Origin of the sequence: Aeromonas sp. PS2Canimalfood6 (assembly GCF_048276795.1) — a bacterium.
Classification (GTDB): Bacteria; Pseudomonadota; Gammaproteobacteria; order Enterobacterales; family Aeromonadaceae; genus Aeromonas; species Aeromonas caviae.
Genome location: NZ_JBLUXC010000001.1, coordinates 1 through 13,236, shown reverse-complemented (window position 1 = coordinate 13,236; position 13,236 = coordinate 1). Strand labels below are relative to the sequence as shown.

Below are 13,236 nucleotides of genomic sequence, written 5' to 3'. Positions count from 1 at the left end.
TTTCCCGCAGCGCTCAGCCGCCTGACTGATGGTAACCCCTAGCAAAGGGAGCCCGACATGTGCCATCACGCAAAGAGGGTCTGCCATGCAGACCCTCTCCTTCTTTTTGATCCATCCCCCGCCCGTGCAGGCTAGACCGGTGACTTCAGCCTTCGGCTGCGCAGCAGCAGGGGGAGCTGGTAGAGCACCAGGGCGCCCAGCACCAGGCCGGCGCCGGCCAGCTTGGCGGGGCCCAGCGGCTCGTCATAGAAGAAGGTGCTTAAGATCAGGGTCCAGACCGGTTCCAGCAGCATCAGCAGGGCGGCGTGGGCCGTGGTCATCCGGCTCAGGGCGTGGGTGAGCAGCCAGTAGCGCAATGTGGTGGCGATCAGGACGCTGGCCGCAAACCAGCCCCAGATGCCAGTGCCGATGCTGGCGGGCCACTGCTCGGTCAGCAGGGAGAGCAGGGTGCCGAGCAGTCCGGTCACCGCCAACTGGATGCAGGTGAGCCAGGTAGGAGGGATGGACTGGGCGAAGTGGCGGTGCACCGCGAGCTGGACTCCCAGGGTGGCGGCCGCCGCCAGAAACCAGAACAGGGAGAGCGACACGCCCCAGTGGGTGCTGCTGGAGAGCAGCAGCAGGCCAGCCACGGCGACGGGCAGGGTGAGCCAGTAGTGGCGGCCGGGTCTGGCCTTGAAGGCGGCCCAGGCGGCGAGCGGCGCCATCAGGGTGGCCACGCTCATGATGAAGGCGCCACTGCCGAGCGCATCGCTCTGGCTGATGGCGGTAACCCAGAACAGCAGGCTGGCCCCGAGCAAGGTGCCGCACCCGGCGGCGCGCAGCAGTTGTGAGCCACTGGGGGGCGGCTCGCGCAACCAGGCGAGCGGCAACAGCAGCAGGGCGGCCAGCAGGAAGCGGCTGCCGATAAAGGCGGCGGTGGGCAGTTCGCGAATCGCCTCTTTCGAGAAGAGCCAGCCAGCGGCGGCCAGCAGGGTGACCAGTATCATCAACAGCAGGGGAGCGCGGTTCATCGGGGCATCACAGGGTCAGGGGCAAAGGGCAGAGCATAAAGGAAAGAGGCGCGGATTGTCTCCCGGGGTTTGACAGACATGCTGGCGGGGCGGCCACAAGACCGCTCCGCCTCAGTCGTCACCTTCCAGGCTGGCGAGGCAGTGGGAGAGGGTGCGCGCCAGCGCCCCCTGGTTGCGCAGCACCACGGCACGGGCCTGCTCCCCCATCTCGCGGCGGGCGCCCGCATCGGCGAGCAAGGCGTTCACCTTGTCACCGAGCGCCTCGGCATCCGCCACCACGGCGGCGCCACCCTGGGCCACCAGCTGGCGGGTGATGTCGCTGAAGTTGAAATAGACGGGGCCGGTCAGGCAGGGTTTGCCCAGCGCCGCCGGTTCCAGCAGGTTGTGACCGCCCACGGGCACCAGGCTGCCACCGACAAAGGCGAGATCCGCCGCCGCCAGCATCAGCGGCAGCTCGCCCATGGTGTCACCCAGGTAGATCTTGTCCCTCTCGCCGACCGCACTGCCCGCGGTGCGCCGCACGCAACCGTAGGGAGCGCACAGCTCGGCCACCCGATCGAAACGCTCGGGATGGCGCGGCACCAGGATGAGCAGGGCGGAGGGATGTGCCCTGAGCACCCGATCGAAGGCGGCCAGCACCTGCTCGTCTTCCCCCTGGTGGGTACTGGCGGCGATCCAGACAGGTCGGGCCTCCCCCAACTGCTGGCGCAGGGCACGGCCCCTGGCCTGCACCTCGTCGCCGAACTGGATGTCGAACTTGATGGAGCCGGTCACCGCCAGCCGATTGCGCGCGATTCCCAGACGATGGAAGCGGTCCGCATCGTCCTGGTGCTGGCAGAGCAGGTGGGTCAGGGGCCGGCTGAGGGCATCGAAGGCGCCCTGGAAGCGGCCATAGCGCCGGCAGGAGCGCTCCGAGAGGCGGGCATTGAGGATGGTCACCGGCAGGTGGCGCGCCTCGCAGGCCGCCAGCCAGTTCGGCCACAGCTCGGTCTCCATCACCCAGAGAGCGCGGGGCTTGACGGTGCTCAGAAACGCCGAGACGGCCCAGGGGTAGTCGAGCGGCGCATAGCGGTGCACCACCAGATCCCCGAGCTTGGCCGCCTGCTCGGCACCGGTGCGGGTGGTGGTGGTGAGCAGTATGGGCAGCTCAGGCAGCTCGGCCTTGAGGGCACGGATGAAGGGGGTGATGGCCAGGGTCTCCCCCACGCTCACCGCATGGATCCAGAGCGGGGCCTCCTGTCCGGTGGCGGGTGTCCGCCCCAGGTGCTCTGCCCAGCGCTTGCCGAAGCCGGGCTTGCCTTTCTTGGGCTTGTAGAGCGCCAGCAGTGCCAGCGGCAACCCCAGGTGGATCAGCAGGTTGTAGAGCAGCCGGTAGATCATGTTATCGGCCTTCGCCCCCGTCGGCGGCCTGAGCCACCGGCTGCAGCGCGATCACCCGATCCTCCGGCTCGCTCCGCTCCAGTCGCTTGCCAGCCTCGATGACCTGCTCCGGCATCAGCTCGATCAGGCACTTGAGGTGGCCGAACTTGCAGGTGCGCTTGAAGCAGGGGCGGCATTCGATATCGGTGTGGACGATCTCGACCCTGTCCGCCAGGGGCGGCGTGTAGAGCGGCGAGGTGGAGCCGTAGACGCCGATCAGCGGCCGGTTGAGGGCGGCCGCCACGTGCATCAGGCCCGAGTCGTTGGCGATGACCCGACCGGCCAGCGCCATCAGATCGATCGCCTCGTGCAGGCTGGTCTTGCCCGCCAGCACGTGGCAGTTGGGGCGCGACAGGGGGTTGATCCGATCGCGGATGGTGTTGGCCACGTCCACGTCCTTGCCCGAACCGAAGATCCACACCTGCCATCCCTCGTCGAGGTGCTTTTGCGCCACCACGGCGTAGTGCCCCTCCGGCCAGCGTTTGGCCGGGCCGAACTCGGCCCCCGGACAGAGCACCAGCACAGGGCGGGCACGATTCAGGCCGAGCCGCTCCAGCGCCTTGCCCTGGTTGATGAGATCCACGTGCAGGGAGGGATGGGGAATAGCGGGAATGTCGTCCCGACTCTTCATCTGCCCCTTGGGGTAGGCCAGAGCCACATAGCCTTCCACCATCAGCGGGAAGGCCTGCTTGTTGCTGCGCATATCGTTGAGCAGACCGAAGCGGTGCTCCCCCTTCCAGCCTGTGCGCACCGGGATCCTGGCAAACCAGGGGATGAGGGCCGACTTCATGGAGTTGGGCTGGATGATGGCCTGATCGTACTGCTCCGTGGCCAACTGCTTGCCAAGGCGACGGCGTGCCCCCAGCTTGAAGTCACCGTGGCCAAGCGGCATGGGGATGGCCTTGTCCACCTCGGGCATCCGCTCCAGCAGCGCAACGCACCAGGTCGGCGCCATCACATGGAGCTCGCTGCCCGGGTGGTTGCTCTTGAGCGCCTTGTAGAGGCTCTGGGACATCACCATGTCGCCGACCCAGGAGGGGCCGATCACCAATATCTTCATCGCGCGTCTTCTCTCGGGACTGGCCCGGCTGTTGATCGTTACTGGGCGAGATTATGCCCCAAGAAAGGCCGAAGAAATAACAGAAGATACCCGTCTGCCCCCGCAAAACGCCTCCCTGGCAGGATCTGCTCCCCCGCGCATCCCTCCTGAGGCCCTCTTCCACCCGGACACGGCGTGCCCTGGGCCACAGACTGCCGGGTAGCAGAGATCCCCCTTCCCCCGCATTCAAAAGCGGGTCCACCGGGCCCTCGGGTCATGCCCCGCGCGGGGTTTTAGGCTAGAATGGGCGCCAATCCGAGCATGACCCGCCCGCCGGGCACCAACAAGAGTCCCTTGCCTGTGAAAAAACCGACCCTGGCGGCCGTCCTGATCGTCAAGAACGAAGCCGACAACCTCCGTGCCTGCCTCGCCTCCCTCGAAGGCCTGGCGGATGAAATCGTCATTCTCGACTCCGGCAGTCAGGATGACACCCCGGCCATCGCCGCCGAATTTGGCGCCCGCTTCTTCGTCAACACCACCTGGCCCGGTTTCGGCCGTCAGCGCCGCCTCGCCCAGTCCCATGTCCAGTCGGAGTGGGTGCTGTGGCTGGACGCGGACGAGCGGCTCACCCCGGAACTCAGGGAAGCCATCCAGGGGGTCATGGCCAACCCGGCCAGCGACACCATCTACTCCATCCCGCGCCTCTCCTGGGTGTTCGGCCGCTTCATCCGCCACAGCGGCTGGTACCCGGATCGGGTGCTGCGCCTCTACCCCAAGGCGCTGACCGGCTACAACGAGGCGCTGGTACACGAGAAGGTGGAGGTGCGCGCCAACATGAAGATCGTCAACCTGCAGGGCGACCTCCTCCACTACACCTACCGGGATCTGGAACACTACCTGGTCAAATCCGCCGGCTATGCCCGCGCATGGGCCGATCAGCGCACCGCCCGCGGCAAGAAGGGATCCCTCGGCCAGGGGCTGGTCCACGCCGTCGGCTGCTTCCTCAAGATGTACCTGCTCAAGGCCGGTTTCCTCGACGGCAAGCAGGGCCTGCTGCTGGCCATTCTCTCCGCCCACTCCACCTTCGTCAAATACGCCGATCTCTGGGTTCGCCAGCAGCTCCAGCAGCCGAAATAGGGCATCGCGCCTCAAACATCCCATTAATCACTCACCCCTTGTTCCAGCGGGACAAGGGGCAAACCCTATTGCCATGGAGCGGGCGCAGCCCTCGCGGGGCCGCTCACGGCGCAAACCCGGGCGCCACGGACGAAAACTGGCCGCTATAAGCCGAATGCATGGATATTGGCAACATGACCCGACTCCGGCTTATACCGACAGGTTTCCCCTGCCCGGGGCCCGGGCCGGCCCGTCAAGGGGGCTGTCGGGGACCACGTCCGGTAGGCTGGCCTGCCAGTAAGGCGCATCCCCATACAATACAGGGCCCTGCGGGGCCCTGTCTGTATGTTCTGTGTGCGCTCTCAGCGCTCGGCGCGCCAGAAGGGCTGCGCCCAGCGGGCGATCTCTGCCGCCATCGCCTTGGGATCGAGCTGGCTCATGTCCTCCGGGTGGTCGCTGTCTTCCGGCGGGCTGAAGGGCAGATGGCGCCCCTCGCCGTTGAGCGGCCGCCAGCGCAGCGGCGTTGCCGAACGGTGTGCCGGGAAGAAGCCGACGGTCGGCACGTCCATGGCCGCAGCGATGTGCAGGGGCCCCGTGCTGCCCGCCACGAACAGGGCGGCGTTGGCCATCACCTGGCAGAACTTCGGCAGCCCCTCGTCGGAGCGATAGATCCAGCCGTTGCCCCCATGGGCCAGCAGTTCGGCCGCCAACTGCTCCGCCTTCCCCTCCTCCCCCGGCCCTGCCGTCAACACGCACTGCAACTCGGGACAGGCCTGGTTGAGCTTGATGATGAGGCGCGAGTACTGCTCGATGGAGAGGTTGTTGGCCGAGCCGCCGCTGCCCGCATGCACCATCAGCCAGGGGCGGCTGGCGTCGAGCCTGAGACGGGCGGCGACCTGCTCGCGCACCTGCAGCAGGCTCTCGGGGTCGAAGCCGAGGTAGGGTCCTTGTGGCTCTACCACAGCCTGATGCTGATCGGCGAGGAAGCGGCGCACCAGATCCAGGTTGTATTCGTACTCCGGCTTCTGGGAGCGGGAGCGGCGCTGCACCAGGCGCTGGTTGTAGAGCACCTGGGCCAGCTTGGTGGCCGGGGCCAGCCGGTAGGGAATGTGCGCCTTCCACACCAGCTTGGCATTGCGGGTGTTGGAGAAGAGGCAGATGGAGGCATCGAAGGCGGCCGCCTTGATGCGCGCCAGCAGGGCGCGTTGCTGCTCCTTGTCGGCCCGGGCACCAGGATCCAGGATGATCTCGTCGATCCATGGGCAGAGGCGGGCCAGGGGCGCCGTGTAGGCGGGAACCAGGGCAGTCACATGACACTCCATGGAGCGCTTGAGCATGGCAAAGCTCGGCCACGCCAGCATGAAGTCACCAATCTTGTCATTGCGGACTACCAGAATACGTTTCATAAAAAATCCCTATGCTCCCTGTCACCAGCGAAGGAGGCTTGATGCGCGATGCGGGTATTCTTGCCTGATGCAGGGCGATTCTCAAGCGAAGACGCCACGGGGCTCCGATTTGTGCGACCCCGGCCGCCGATCAGCGCCAGAAATCCGCGCCATCCCGGTCGCGACAAACCGGCAACAGCCCCTATAATGCGACCAGTTTTCCGGTTTCAGGAATCAGCAGCATGACCAACAAGGTAATCTATCCCGGCACCTTCGACCCCATCACCAACGGCCATACCGATCTCATTGGCCGCGCCGCCAGACTGTTCGACGAGGTGGTGGTCGGGGTGGCCAACAGCCCGAGCAAACGGCCGCTGTTCGATCTCGAGGAGCGCGTTCAGCTGGCTCGGCAGGTGACGGCTCACCTGCCCAACGTCAAGGTGGTGGGCTTCTCAGGCCTGCTGGTGGATTTTGCCAGGGAGCAGCAGGCCAACGTGCTGATCCGCGGCCTGCGCGCTGTCTCCGACTTCGAATACGAGTTCCAGCTCGCCAACATGAACCGTCGCCTGATGCCCACCCTGGAGAGCGTCTTCCTCACCCCGGCGGAGGAGAACTCCTTCATCTCCTCCACCCTGGTGAAGGAGGTGGCGCTGCACGGAGGTGACATCCACCAGTTCGTCGACCCCCTGGTGGCTCAGGCCATCGCCGCCAGGCAGCAGCGCTAATCCCCTCCCCTGATGGGCAGAAACGAACAAGGGCTACCCGCGGGTAGCCCTTGTTGCATCAACGCACTGCACGCCTAGCTGCGGGCAAACTGCTGGCGGATCGCCAGCTCCAGCTGATCGAGCCACTCGTAACGGCGCCGGTACATGGCCCGCTTCTTGGAGGCGATCTCCTCCAGCGGCTTGCGCACCACGGGTTGCAGCCGCACGAAGTTGGCGTCCTGATCGAGGGCGCCAAACTCCTGCCACAGCTCGTCGTAGTCCGCCTGCAGGCAGGCTTTCTTCTTCTTGCTGTACCGTCTTGCCTGGAAGATGTGGGCCTTCATGCGCACCGCACAGACCCGGTGGGCCCCCATGGCCCCGGCCAGCGCCATCACCAGCATCACCACCAGCGACTTGGGCCTCAGACCCTGACCCGCCCGGGTCAATGCCCGCACCTGCTCCTGGGGCTGCTCGACACAGGGCTCTGGCCCCTGCACCGACCCGATCACCAGGGCCAGCTCCTGTTCGTTGCCCGCCAGGGAGAAGGCACAGCTGTAGAGTCGCTCCCCCCGCGCGTTGACGATGGAGAGCGCCAGCTCCGCCTCCCTGCGGAAGGTGCCGTCGTGACGCAGCACGATGCGCCAGCCGCCATCGGGATAATGGCCCAGCACTATCCCCTCCCCCAGATAGAGCGGGTCGATGAGCTCGGGGTACAGGCCCAGCAGCAGGCGGTAGTGATCCTCCACCATCTTGACCCGCTGGTTCACCGTCGAGCAGGCGAAGCGATAGGGGCGCATCGGCTTGTCGAGCAGCTCGGGGTGGCGGGCGGGAAGCGCCCGCAGGGGGGCGCTCTGGAACAGCTCGAATACCCGGTTCAACTGCGCACGGTAGAGCAGACTGCGCAGCCTGAACTGGCGAGATAGTAGTCATGGGCTGACGCCGCTTCAACAGACCGGAAATACTCTCTTACAACTTGGCCGGTTCCGGCTCAAAAATCCCACTTTCAGCGTTGGCAGTGGGAGCAGAACACCGTGGTTCGCTGGCCCATCTTCACCTCGGTGAGCAGGGTGTGGCAGTGGAAACAGGGCTGGCCGCCACGGCCGTAAACCTGCTGCTGCTGGACGAAATAGACCGGCTTGCCGTCGGCGCTGGTGAAATCCTTGAGGGTGGTGCCCCCCTGGCGAATGGCTTCGGCCAACACCCGCTTGATCTCGCTCACCAGGGTGCCCAGCCGCTCGGCGCTGATGTTGCCTGCCGCCCGCCTGGGATGAATGCCGGCGGCATAGAGCGCCTCGTTGGCGTAGATGTTGCCCACCCCGACCACCACGTGGTTGTCCATCAGGAACTGCTTGATGGCGGTGCTGCGCCCCTTCGCCCGCTCCCGCAGGTAATCGGCATGGAAGGCATCGGTGAGGGGTTCCGGCCCCAGCTTGGCGAGCAGGGCATGGGCCTCGGTCGGTTCGCGGGTCCACAGCAGGGCGCCAAAACGGCGCGGATCGTTGAGCCGCAGCAGCTTGCCGTTGGCCAGCTCGATATCCACATGATCGTGCTTCTCGGCCGGGGTGCCGATGTCCAGCACCCGCAGGCTGCCGGACATCCCGAGATGCAGGATGGCGGTGCCAAAGTCGGTCTCCAGCAACAGGTATTTGGCGCGGCGGCTGACGCGGTGGATGGTGAGATCCACCAGCTCCTGGATCTCGCCGGGCACGGGCCAGCGCAGGCGGCCGTCCCGCACCACCACGCGGGTCACCTTGATGCCGGTAAGCCAGGGGGAGATGCCCTGGCGGCTGACTTCGACTTCCGGTAATTCAGGCATGGGCGATCTCTCGTTCAGGGAATGGGACGCATCAGGTCACGGTATTGCGCCTGACTCAGGCTGAGCCAGGTCGAGGAGGGCAGCAGGGCGGCAAACTTGCCGTCGTCCTGATAGAGCCCGACTTCCACCGGATCGCTCTGTCCGGCGATCCAGATCTTGAGGGTCACCGGGGTGCCGCGCACGGGCTCGCCGGGGGGCAGCAGCCAGCCTTGCCACGCCTCGATGCGGGCCGCCAGCTGGGTGCTGCCAAGCCCCAGATCCGGCGCGCTGCGCCAGCCCTGGCCGATACGCTCTATCTGCCAGCTCGGTCCCTGCCAGGTCAGCACCACGGCACTCTCCGGCAACAGCGGACGCGCGCGTTTGGCACTGTTCTCCTGCTGGGCCTGCTCCAGCCGGTGCAACAGGGTAATGACGATCAACACGACCACGATGATCACGTTGTTCCAGCCTTTGCGGCTCAGTTTGAACATGGCTAGCCTCCCTTCGAATCGGCAGTGTACTGAATTCCAGCCATAAAAAAACCCGGCACGAGGCCGGGTTTTTGCAGCGAAACCAAGTAATTACTTGATTTTGCCTTCTTTGTAGATCACATGCTGACGAATCACGGGATCAAATTTCTTGATCTCCATTTTTTCGGGCATGGTGCGCTTGTTCTTGGTAGTGGTATAGAAGTGACCAGTACCGGCGCTGGAGTTCAGGCGAATCTTATCGCGAATACCTTTAGCCATGATCTAATTCCTTATACCTTAACGCCGCTGGCACGCAGTTCAGCCAGAACCACTTCAACGCCGCGCTTGTCGATGATACGCATGCCTTTTGCGGATACGCGCAGGCTCACGAAGCGTTTTTCACTCTCAACCCAGAAACGGTGAGTGTGCAGGTTCGGCAGGAAACGACGCTTGGTAGCGTTGTTAGCGTGCGAACGGTTGTTACCAACTGCCGGGCGCTTGCCGGTTACTTGGCATACTCTAGACATGTCAGTCTCTCCAAATCTTACTTCATTGCTCGAGCAAATATCTGCCCCGCTGGCCTTCGATTGCGGGGCAAACAGAAGGCGGCATTTTATACAGCATCCGTGATCAAAGATCAACTAATACAGTGCCAGAGCCCAGTCACAACCAACCACGCTCTGCGAAAGAAACCGTGATGCCATCACCGATCACCAGGTGATCAAGCACTCTGATATCGACCAGGGCCAGGGCGGCCAAGATCCGATCCGTGATCTGGCGGTCCGCCCGACTGGGCTCGGCCACGCCGGACGGGTGATTATGCGCCAGAATCACGGCGGCTGCATTATGTTTGAGCGCGATCTGCACGATTTCTCTGGGCCAGACGCTCGCCGAGTCGAGGGTGCCGTAAAAAAGTTCGACAAACCGGATGACCCTGTGCTGGTTGTCGAGCAGCAGCAGGGCGAACACCTCCCGCCCCCGATCCCGCAACTGGGCTTGCAGAAAGTCACGGGTGAGCCCTGGCGAGGTGAGCGCCTCTCCCCGTTGCAACTGTTCGGCCAGATGGCGCCGCCCCATCTCCAGCACCGCCTGCAACTGGGCATACTTGGCAGGTCCCAGCCCGTGAGCGCCACAAAAATCCTGCTGCTCGGCTCCCAGCAGTGCCCGCAGGGAACCAAACTGCTGCAACAACTGGCGGGAGAGGTCCACCGCACTCAACCCGCTGACCCCGGTGCGCAGGAAGATGGCCAGCAGTTCGGCATCGGAGAGCGTCGCCGCTCCTCGGCGCAGCAGCTTTTCCCTCGGGCGCTCCTCTTCCGGCCACTCCTTGATGCTCATTTGTCTCTCCCTACATGGCTATTGAGAGAAAACATAGCAAAGAATCCCGCGAGCCCGACCACAACTCCCCCATGTCAGCCTCTGTCGCCACCCATTGCCTGTGCTATCTTAGCCGACCAGTCAGAGTGAGCCGGAAGAGAAGCAGCAGATGAGATTGGCCGATAAACGCATCCTGTTGGGTGTCAGTGGCGGGATCGCCGCCTACAAGAGTGCCGAACTGGTACGTCGCCTGAAAGATCAGGGTGCCGAGGTGCGAGTGGTGATGACCCGCTCCGCCAAGGAGTTCATCACCCCGCTGACCCTGCAAGCCGTCTCAGGCCACCCGGTGGCCGACAGTCTGCTGGACCCGGCTGCCGAGGCGGGCATGGGCCACATCGAGCTGGCCAAGTGGGCCGATCTGGTGCTGATCGCCCCCGCCAGCGCCAATCTGATGGCCCGCATGGCCGCCGGCATGGCGGACGAGCTGCTCACCACCCTCTGCCTGGCCACCCCGGCGACTGTCGCCCTGGCGCCAGCCATGAACCAGCAGATGTACCGCAACGCCGCCACCCAGGCCAACCTCCAGACCCTCGCCGAACGCGGCATTCAGCTGTGGGGGCCGGATTCCGGCAGCCAGGCCTGCGGCGATGTGGGCCCGGGCCGGATGCTGGATCCCCTGGAACTGGTGGAACGCTGCTGCCAGCAGCTCGCCGCCGAGCCACTCCTGGCAGGCGTCATGCTGCTGCTCACAGCCGGGCCGACCCGCGAGGCGCTGGATCCGGTGCGCTATATCAGCAACCACAGCTCCGGCAAGATGGGCTACGCCATCGCCCGCGCCGCGCGCGAAGCGGGCGCGGAGGTGACCCTGGTGAGCGGCCCGGTGGCACTGGCCACCCCGGCCGGCGTTACCCGCATCGATGTGGAGAGTGCCCTGCAGATGCACGAAGCGGTGATGAGCCGGGTCGGTGAGTGCGACCTCTTTATCGGCTGCGCTGCCGTCGCCGACTACCGTCCCGCCCAGGTGGCCGAGCAAAAGATCAAGAAGACCGGCGACAACGACCAAATGCAGCTGACCCTGGTCAAAAACCCCGACATCATCGCCGATGTGGGGGCGTTGTCAGACAAACCCTTCACCGTCGGATTTGCCGCCGAAACCGTGGATGTGGAACAATACGCCCTCGACAAACTTCGACGTAAGCGGCTGGACATGATCGCAGCCAACGATGTGTCCCGTGCAGGCCAGGGTTTCAATGCCGATGACAACGCCCTGACCGTCTTCTGGCAAGGGGGTCAAGCCGCCCTGCCCCTGGCCGATAAGCTGACGCTCGCCCGTCATCTTGTCGCCCTGATTGCACGCCATTATCGACCCTGAGCCCATTGAACATGCCGGGAGCCCCAGGCTCCTGCAGTACCACCCGATCGCCAGGCGATCCAATTGAAAAAGATTCATGACGACACAAATTGAACTGAAAATCCTGGATGCCCGCATCGGCACCGACTTCCCGCTGCCCGCTTACGCCACACCGGGCTCCGCTGGCATGGACTTGCGCGCCCTGCTGGATGCCCCGCTGACCCTGGCCCCGGGCGACACCACTCTGGTGCCGACCGGGCTGGCCATTCACATCCAGGATCCGGGTCTGTGCGCCACCATCCTGCCCCGCTCCGGCCTCGGCCATAAGCACGGCATCGTGCTGGGCAACCTGGTCGGCCTCATCGACTCCGACTACCAGGGTCAGTTGATGGTCTCGGTCTGGAACCGTGGCAACGACAGCTTCACCATGCAGCCTGGCGAGCGCATCGCCCAGCTGGTGATCCTGCCGGTGGTACAGGCCAGCTTCCAGTTGGTCGACGAATTCAATCAGAGTGAACGGGGTGAAGGCGGGTTTGGTTCTTCTGGTCGCCAATAACAAGACCACACGGCCCCCTGGGGCACGTGCCAAATAATAGAATCAAGCCATTGTTTTTTTAGGGGAATCCATGGCAAGCAGTAACCAGAAACAGAGTCGGCGCGATCAGATCCTGCAGGCACTCGCCCACATGCTGGAAACCAGCCCGGGCCAGCGCATCACCACGGCACGCCTCGCGGCCGAGGTGGGCGTGTCCGAGGCGGCCCTCTACCGGCATTTTCCCAGCAAGGCGAGGATGTTCGAGGGGCTGATCGACTTTATCGAGGATTCCCTGCTGTCACGGGTCAACCTGATCATGGCCGAAGAGAAGGACACCATGGCCCGCTGCCATCACATACTGCAGCTGCTGCTGGTGTTTGCCGAGCGCAACCCCGGCATCACCCGCATTCTCAATGGCGATGCCCTGCTGGGCGAACACGATCGGCTGCGGGATCGCATCAGCATTCTGTTCGACAAGCTGGAGACCCAGATCAAGCAGGTACTGCGCGAGAAACGGCTGCGGGAAGGCCAGGGCTTCCAGCTCGACGAGACCATGCTGGCCAACCTGCTGCTGGCCTATACCGAGGGCCGCATCAGCCAGTTCGTCCGCTCGGAGTTCAAAATCAAGCCCACCGCCGGGTTTGAAGATCAGTGGCAGTTTATCCGCAGCCAGCTGCTGCAAAGCTGAGCCAGCAGACCGCATCAACCAATGCACGTCCCGCTCCGAGTTCACAATCAAGCCCACTGCCGGGTTTGAAGATCAGTGGCAGTTTATCCGCAGCCAGCTGCTGCAAAGCTGAGCCAGCAGACCGCATCAACCAATGCACGTCCGCTCCGAGTTCACAATCAAGCCCACTGCCGGCTTTGAGGATCAGTGGCAGTTCATCCGCAGCCAGCTGCTGCAAAGCTGAGTGCGTACATTCGATGCGCTCCTGCGCCAGCAGGGTTGTGACAAAACGGGAGGCCTTGGCCTCTAATGCCAGTCAGTTAAGCCTGACTGGCATTGTTTTTACTAGGTTTTCTCGTCGCATACTTCTGTGGTTTGGCTTTGATGCACCTTGGGTAACTTCGTTCTCGGCGGGCGGGTAACTTGAA

At 64.3% G+C, this 13,236-nt stretch carries 14 protein-coding genes and 2 pseudogenes; 6 read left to right on the top strand and 10 right to left on the bottom strand.

From position 1 onward, the window contains the following. Positions 1–131 precede the first annotated feature (131 nt). From ACNPAA_RS00080 to waaF, 3 genes are all read right to left on the bottom strand, one after another. Positions 132–1,010: a DMT family transporter gene (locus ACNPAA_RS00080; RefSeq protein ID WP_043153331.1), complete on the bottom strand. Its 879-nt coding sequence runs from the start codon at positions 1,008–1,010 to the stop codon at positions 132–134. 111 nt (positions 1,011–1,121) lie between these two features. Next, the gene (waaA, locus tag ACNPAA_RS00075) at positions 1,122–2,390 is read right to left on the bottom strand and encodes a lipid IV(A) 3-deoxy-D-manno-octulosonic acid transferase (RefSeq protein WP_417891486.1); all 1,269 of its coding nucleotides are present in this window, start codon (positions 2,388–2,390) and stop codon (positions 1,122–1,124) included. Position 2,391: 1 nt separating this feature from the next. After that, positions 2,392–3,489, bottom strand: coding sequence for a lipopolysaccharide heptosyltransferase II (gene waaF / locus ACNPAA_RS00070; protein WP_417891485.1), 1,098 nt, complete (start codon positions 3,487–3,489; stop codon positions 2,392–2,394). Between the two features lie 339 nt (positions 3,490–3,828). Between waaF and ACNPAA_RS00065 the strand changes: the two genes are divergently transcribed. After that, entirely contained in the window at positions 3,829–4,605 is a 777-nt protein-coding gene (locus ACNPAA_RS00065; RefSeq protein WP_113977698.1) for a glycosyltransferase family 2 protein, read from the top strand. 341 nt (positions 4,606–4,946) lie between these two features. On the opposite strand, the gene ACNPAA_RS00060 is transcribed toward ACNPAA_RS00065, so the two are convergent. Next, positions 4,947–5,990 (bottom strand): glycosyltransferase family 9 protein, encoded by a 1,044-nt coding sequence (locus ACNPAA_RS00060; RefSeq protein WP_109112307.1) that lies wholly within the window; start codon positions 5,988–5,990, stop codon positions 4,947–4,949. A 221-nt stretch (positions 5,991–6,211) separates the two neighbouring features. Between ACNPAA_RS00060 and coaD the strand changes: the two genes are divergently transcribed. Next, positions 6,212–6,694 carry a pantetheine-phosphate adenylyltransferase gene (coaD, locus tag ACNPAA_RS00055; RefSeq protein ID WP_010676110.1) on the top strand — a complete coding sequence of 161 codons (483 nt, stop codon included), beginning with the start codon at positions 6,212–6,214 and terminating at the stop codon, positions 6,692–6,694. Positions 6,695–6,768: 74 nt separating this feature from the next. Here the strand turns inward: coaD and ACNPAA_RS00050 are convergent. The 6 genes and pseudogenes from ACNPAA_RS00050 to radC all read right to left on the bottom strand — a co-directional run. Next, a pseudogene (locus ACNPAA_RS00050) lies at positions 6,769–7,587 on the bottom strand (VirK/YbjX family protein); the annotation flags it as partial. An 89-nt stretch (positions 7,588–7,676) separates the two neighbouring features. Continuing rightward, the gene (gene mutM / locus ACNPAA_RS00045; RefSeq protein WP_417891484.1) at positions 7,677–8,489 is read right to left on the bottom strand and encodes a bifunctional DNA-formamidopyrimidine glycosylase/DNA-(apurinic or apyrimidinic site) lyase; all 813 of its coding nucleotides are present in this window, start codon (positions 8,487–8,489) and stop codon (positions 7,677–7,679) included. 14 nt (positions 8,490–8,503) lie between these two features. Beyond that, complete coding sequence (locus tag ACNPAA_RS00040) at positions 8,504–8,959, bottom strand: hypothetical protein (protein ID WP_041212007.1); 456 nt, start codon at positions 8,957–8,959, stop codon at positions 8,504–8,506. Positions 8,960–9,049: 90 nt separating this feature from the next. Further along, positions 9,050–9,217, bottom strand: a complete 168-nt coding sequence (gene rpmG / locus ACNPAA_RS00035) for a 50S ribosomal protein L33 (RefSeq protein WP_005323752.1) — start codon at positions 9,215–9,217, stop codon at positions 9,050–9,052. 11 nt (positions 9,218–9,228) lie between these two features. Then, entirely contained in the window at positions 9,229–9,465 is a 237-nt protein-coding gene (gene rpmB / locus ACNPAA_RS00030; RefSeq protein WP_005307492.1) for a 50S ribosomal protein L28, read from the bottom strand. A 136-nt stretch (positions 9,466–9,601) separates the two neighbouring features. Then, a complete protein-coding gene (radC, locus tag ACNPAA_RS00025; RefSeq protein ID WP_039040991.1) occupies positions 9,602–10,276 on the bottom strand; it encodes a RadC family protein in 675 nt (224 codons plus the stop codon). A 148-nt stretch (positions 10,277–10,424) separates the two neighbouring features. Here radC and coaBC point away from each other — a divergent pair, with 148 nt between their 5' ends. The 4 genes and pseudogenes from coaBC to ACNPAA_RS00005 all read left to right on the top strand — a co-directional run. After that, positions 10,425–11,627 carry a bifunctional phosphopantothenoylcysteine decarboxylase/phosphopantothenate--cysteine ligase CoaBC gene (gene coaBC / locus ACNPAA_RS00020; RefSeq protein ID WP_049636090.1) on the top strand — a complete coding sequence of 401 codons (1,203 nt, stop codon included), beginning with the start codon at positions 10,425–10,427 and terminating at the stop codon, positions 11,625–11,627. A gap of 76 nt (positions 11,628–11,703) precedes the next feature. After that, positions 11,704–12,162, top strand: coding sequence for a dUTP diphosphatase (gene dut / locus ACNPAA_RS00015; protein ID WP_010676116.1), 459 nt, complete (start codon positions 11,704–11,706; stop codon positions 12,160–12,162). Positions 12,163–12,232: 70 nt separating this feature from the next. After that, positions 12,233–12,829, top strand: a complete 597-nt coding sequence (slmA, locus tag ACNPAA_RS00010; RefSeq protein WP_010676117.1) for a nucleoid occlusion factor SlmA — start codon at positions 12,233–12,235, stop codon at positions 12,827–12,829. Positions 12,830–12,968: 139 nt separating this feature from the next. Further along, positions 12,969–13,052, top strand: a pseudogene (locus ACNPAA_RS00005) (nucleoid occlusion factor SlmA); the annotation flags it as partial. Positions 13,053–13,236: the final 184 nt, after the last annotated feature.

What these genes read in the sequence shown, in the direction of transcription:
- slmA (WP_010676117.1), top strand. Translation starts at nt 12,233, where the DNA reads ATGGCAAGCAGTAACCAGAAACAGAGTCGGCGCGATCAGATCCTGCAG.
- coaD (WP_010676110.1), top strand. Translation starts at nt 6,212, where the DNA reads ATGACCAACAAGGTAATCTATCCCGGCACCTTCGACCCCATCACCAAC.
- waaF (WP_417891485.1), bottom strand. Translation starts at nt 3,489, where the DNA reads ATGAAGATATTGGTGATCGGCCCCTCCTGGGTCGGCGACATGGTGATG.
- rpmG (WP_005323752.1), bottom strand. Translation starts at nt 9,217, where the DNA reads ATGGCTAAAGGTATTCGCGATAAGATTCGCCTGAACTCCAGCGCCGGT.
- waaA (WP_417891486.1), bottom strand. Translation starts at nt 2,390, where the DNA reads ATGATCTACCGGCTGCTCTACAACCTGCTGATCCACCTGGGGTTGCCG.
- radC (WP_039040991.1), bottom strand. Translation starts at nt 10,276, where the DNA reads ATGAGCATCAAGGAGTGGCCGGAAGAGGAGCGCCCGAGGGAAAAGCTG.
- dut (WP_010676116.1), top strand. Translation starts at nt 11,704, where the DNA reads ATGACGACACAAATTGAACTGAAAATCCTGGATGCCCGCATCGGCACC.
- rpmB (WP_005307492.1), bottom strand. Translation starts at nt 9,465, where the DNA reads ATGTCTAGAGTATGCCAAGTAACCGGCAAGCGCCCGGCAGTTGGTAAC.
- ACNPAA_RS00060 (WP_109112307.1), bottom strand. Translation starts at nt 5,990, where the DNA reads ATGAAACGTATTCTGGTAGTCCGCAATGACAAGATTGGTGACTTCATG.
- ACNPAA_RS00040 (WP_041212007.1), bottom strand. Translation starts at nt 8,959, where the DNA reads ATGTTCAAACTGAGCCGCAAAGGCTGGAACAACGTGATCATCGTGGTC.
- ACNPAA_RS00080 (WP_043153331.1), bottom strand. Translation starts at nt 1,010, where the DNA reads ATGAACCGCGCTCCCCTGCTGTTGATGATACTGGTCACCCTGCTGGCC.
- coaBC (WP_049636090.1), top strand. Translation starts at nt 10,425, where the DNA reads ATGAGATTGGCCGATAAACGCATCCTGTTGGGTGTCAGTGGCGGGATC.
- mutM (WP_417891484.1), bottom strand. Translation starts at nt 8,489, where the DNA reads ATGCCTGAATTACCGGAAGTCGAAGTCAGCCGCCAGGGCATCTCCCCC.